At 76.8% G+C, this 4,636-nt stretch carries 1 protein-coding gene; it reads left to right on the top strand.

Annotated elements, in window-relative coordinates; all coding sequences use genetic code 11:
• Positions 1-4,636 (top strand): SDR family NAD(P)-dependent oxidoreductase (locus PUR61_RS18345; protein WP_329879982.1); only part of this gene is annotated, 4,636 nt, incomplete at both ends.

The following is a 4,636-nucleotide window of genomic DNA, read 5'->3' as shown; positions in this document are numbered from 1 at the left end:
TCCACACCATCACCGGCACCGGCGGCATGGTCTCCCTCACCCACCCCCTCGACCACACCCACCAACTCATCGCCCCCTGGCACGACCGCATCTCCGTCGCCGCCGTCAACGGCCCCACCGCCGTCGTCGTCAGCGGCGACAGCGAGGCCCTGGCGGAGCTGGTCGCGGTCTGCGAGCGCGAGGGCGTCCGGGCCCGGGTGATCCCGGTGGACTACGCCTCGCACTCGGCGCAGGTCGAGCGGATCCGCGAGCGGCTCGCCGGGCTGCTGGCCGGGGTGCGGCCGACGGCGAGCAGGGTGCCGCTCTTCTCGACGGTGACCGGCGACTGGCTGGACACCACCCTGATGACCGGCGACTACTGGTACACCAACCTGCGGCGGACCGTGCTCTTCGAGACCGGGGTGCGCGCGCTCGCCGACCAGCGGTACCAGGTCTTCCTGGAGGTCTCGCCGCACCCGGTGCTGACCCTGCCGGTCCTGGACGGCGCGGCGGCGGCCGGCGTGCCCGACGTGCTGGCCACCGGCACCCTGCGGCGCGACGAGGGCGGCCTCCCCCGGCTGCTCACGACGGCGGCCGAGCTGTGGGTGCGCGGAGTGCCGGTCGACTGGAGCGCGGTGTACTCGGGCGGCGGCGGGCGGCGGATCGAGCTGCCGACCCACCCCTTCCGGCGGCAGCGCTACTGGTTGAGCGCCGACGCTCCCGCCGGCACCGGCGCCGAGGGCGACGACGGCGCGTTCTGGCGGCTGGTCGCGGACGCGGACCTGGCCGCGACGGCCCGCACCCTGGCGGTGGACGCCGGGTCGCTGGGCGAGGTGCTGCCGGCGCTGAACGCCTGGCACCGCCGGCAGCAGGAGAGTTCGGCGCTGGAGTCCTGGCGCTACCGCGTCCAGTGGCAGCAGCTGCCCACCCCCGCGCACGACGCGTTCGGCGGCCGCTGGCTGCTCGTGGTGCCCGCCGGGCACCCGGCGGACGACGTGGCGGCGCTGGTCGGGGCACTGGGCCGGGACGGCGCCGAGGTGCGCACCGTCGAGCTGGGCGAGCGGGAGGTGGAGCGCTCCGCCGCGGCCGAGCGGCTGGCCGCCGCGACGGCCGAAACCGACGGCGGCACCGAGGGCCTCACCGGCATCCTGTCGCTGCTCGCGTCGGCCGGTGAACCGCACCCGGCCCACCCGGCGCTGCCCACCGGCGCCGCGCTCACCCTGGCGCTGATCCAGGCGCTGGGCGACCTGGGGATGGACGCGCCGCTCTGGTGCGCCACCCGGGGCGCGGTGTCGGTCGGCGTCGGCGACCCGCTGACCGCACCGGACCAGGCCCTGGTCTGGGGCACCGGCATGGTCGCCGGGCTGGAGCACTCCGCGCGCTGGGCCGGTCTGGTCGACCTACCGCCGGTGCTCGACTCGCGCGCCCTGGACGCCGTGCGGGCGGCGCTGACCGGCGCGACCGGCGAGGACCAGCTCGCGGTCCGCCCGGCCGGTCTGTACGCCCGCCGGCTGGTCCGCGCCCCGCGCCCCACCGTGCCGCGCCGCGCCTGGCGACCGCGCGGGACCGTCCTGGTCACCGGCGGCACCGGCGCGCTCGGCCCGCACCTCGCCCGGTGGCTGGCCAGGGGCGGCGCCGAGCACCTGGTGCTGCCCGGCCGGCGCGGCGCGGACGTCCCCGGAGCGGCCGAGCTGACGGCCGAACTCGCCGAACTGGGCACCCGGCTGAGCCTGCCGCGGTGCGACGTGGCCGACCGCGAGGAGGTCGCCCGCCTGCTGTCCGACCTGGAGGAGCGGGGCGAGCCGGTCACCGCCGTCTTCCACGCCGCCGCCTACATCGAGCTGGCGCCGCTGGACGTCGTCCCGGTCGACTCCTTCGAGCGGGTGGTCGCCGCGAAGGCCGCCGGTGCCAAGCACCTGGACGAGCTGCTGGACCGCGAGCTGGACGCGTTCGTGCTGTTCTCCTCGATCGCGGGCGTCTGGGGCAGCAGCAACCACGCCGCCTACTCGGCGGGCAACGCCTACCTGGACGCGCTCGCCGAGGCCCGCCGCGCCCGCGGACTGACCGCCACCACCGTCGACTGGGGCGTGTGGAAGGCGGCCAACCCGTGGGCCGAGCGGGAGACCCTCGACGAGGCCGACTTCCACCGGGTGCAGCGCCAGGGCCTGCCGCTGATCGACCCCGAGCCGGCGGTCACCGCGCTGCAGCACGCGCTGGACGACGACGAGACGGTCATCGCCCTGGCCGAGGTGGACTGGGCGCAGTTCTCGGCGGTCTTCACCTCGGTGCGGCCCAGCCGCCTGCTGACCGGGGTGCCGGAGGTCCGCGCGCTCGGCGGGACGACGGCGGCGCCGGCCGCCACCCCGGCCGCCTCGGTGCTGCGCGAGCGGCTGGCCGGACTGCCGGAGGCCGAGCAGACCCGGGTCGTCCTCAACCTGGTGCGCGGCCACGCGGCCGAGGTGCTGGGGCACGGATCGGCGGAGGCCGTGCCCGCCGGCCGGGCCTTCCAGGAGCTGGGCTTCGACTCGCTGACCGCCGTCGAGCTGCGCAACCGGCTCAACGCGGCCACCGGTCTGCGGCTGCCCGCCACCCTGGTCTTCGACTACCCGTCGGCCGGGGTGCTGGCCGAGCTGATCCGCTCCTCCCTGCTCGGTGAGCGCTCCGACGCGGCCGACGACCCGGGCGTGCGGGCCGCCGAACCCGACGAACCGATCGCGATCGTCGCGATGGGCTGCCGGCTGCCGGGCGGGATCAGCACGCCGGATCAGCTGTGGCAGCTGCTGGTGGAGGGCGGTGACGTGGTGTCCGAGTTCCCGGTCAACCGCGGCTGGCCGCTGGACACCCTGTTCGACCCCGACCCCGACCCGGACCGGCCGGGCACCTCCACCACCCGCCACGGCGGCTTCCTGCACGACGCGGGCGACTTCGACGCCGAGTTCTTCGGCATCTCGCCGCGCGAGGCGCTCGCCATGGACCCGCAGCAGCGGCTGCTGCTGGAGACCTCCTGGGAGGCGCTCGAACGGGCCGGCATCGACCCGGTGGCGCTGCGCGGCAGCAGCACCGGGGTGTTCACCGGCGTCAACTACCAGGACTACGCCGCCGCGGTGGCCCAGTCCGCGGAGAACGAGGGCCACCTGCTGACCGGCAGCGCGGCCAGTGTGGTCTCCGGCCGGGTGGCCTACACGCTCGGCCTCGAAGGCCCGGCGATCACCGTCGACACCGCGTGCTCGGCCTCACTGGTCGCGCTGCACCTGGCCGCCCGGGCGCTGCGCGCCGGCGACTGCTCGCTCGCACTGGTCGGCGGCGTGGCGGTGATGTCCACGCCGGGCGCGATCCTCAGCTTCTCCCGCCAGCGCGGGCTCGCCGCGGACGGCCGCTGCAAGGCCTTCGCGGACGCCGCGGACGGGATGGGCATGTCCGAGGGCGCCGGCGTGCTGCTGGTCGAGCGGCTCTCCGACGCGCGGCGCAACGGGCACCCGGTGCTGGCGGTGCTGCGCGGCTCGGCGGTCAACCAGGACGGCGCCAGCAACGGCCTGGCCGCCCCCAACGGGCCCTCGCAGCAGCGGGTGATCCGCGCGGCGCTGGCCGACGCCGGCCTGCGGGCCGCCGAGGTCGACGTGGTCGAGGCGCACGGCACCGGCACCACGCTGGGCGACCCGATCGAGGCCCAGGCCCTGCTGGCCACCTACGGGCAGCAGCGGCCGGCCGAACTCCCCCTGCTGGTGGGCTCGGTGAAGTCCAACGTCGGGCACACCCAGGCCGCCGCCGGGGTCACCGGGGTGATGAAGGCGGTGCTGGCGATCCAGCACCGCCTGGTGCCCGCGACCCTGCACGTCGACCGGCCCTCCGGCAAGGTCGACTGGTCGGCCGGCGCACTGTCGCTCGTCACCGAGGCGGTGCCGTGGCCGCAGGCGGACCGCCCGGCCCGCGCGGGGGTGTCCTCGTTCGGCATGAGCGGCACCAACGCGCACGTGATCCTGGAGGAGGCCCCGGCCGCCGACGCCGCGCCGGTGACGCGGGACGCTCCGGACGAGCCGGTCGCCTGGCTGCTCTCCGGCCGCACCGAGCAGGCCGTGGACGACCAGTTCGACCGGCTGGCCGAACGGCTGGCCGACCGGGACGCCGCCCCGTCGGCCGTCGCCCGGACGCTGGCCGGACGGACCGCCTTCGAGCACCGCGCGGTGCTGGTCGGCGACCGCGCACAGCTGCGGACCGGCCTCGCGGGCGGGGCCGCGCACCTGGTGCGCGGCCGGGACGCCTCGGACGGGCGCACGGTCTTCGTCTTCCCCGGCCAGGGTTCGCAGTGGGCCGGCATGGCCGCCGCGCTGCTGGACACCGAGCCCGCGTTCGCCGAGCGGATCGCGCAGTGCGAGCAGGCGCTCGCGCCGCACGTCGACTGGTCACTCACCCGGCTGCTGCGCGACGCCGAGCCGCTGGAGCGGGTCGACGTCGTCCAGCCCGCCCTGTGGGCGGTGATGGTCTCCCTCGCCGCGCTCTGGCAGCACCACGGCGTCCGCCCCGACGCCGTCCTCGGCCACTCGCAGGGCGAGATCGCCGCCGCGGTGGTGGCCGGCGCGCTGAGCCTGGAGGACGGCGCCCGGGTCTCCGCCCTGCGCAGCCGGGCCCTCGACGCCATCGCCGGGGAGGGCGGCATGGT

The sequence above is a fragment of the Streptomyces sp. BE20 genome, assembly GCF_036322525.1.
Lineage (GTDB): Bacteria > Actinomycetota > Actinomycetes > Streptomycetales > Streptomycetaceae > Kitasatospora.
Note: the sequence above shows the minus strand (reverse complement) of the source record. Positions and strands in the feature narration are given on the sequence as shown.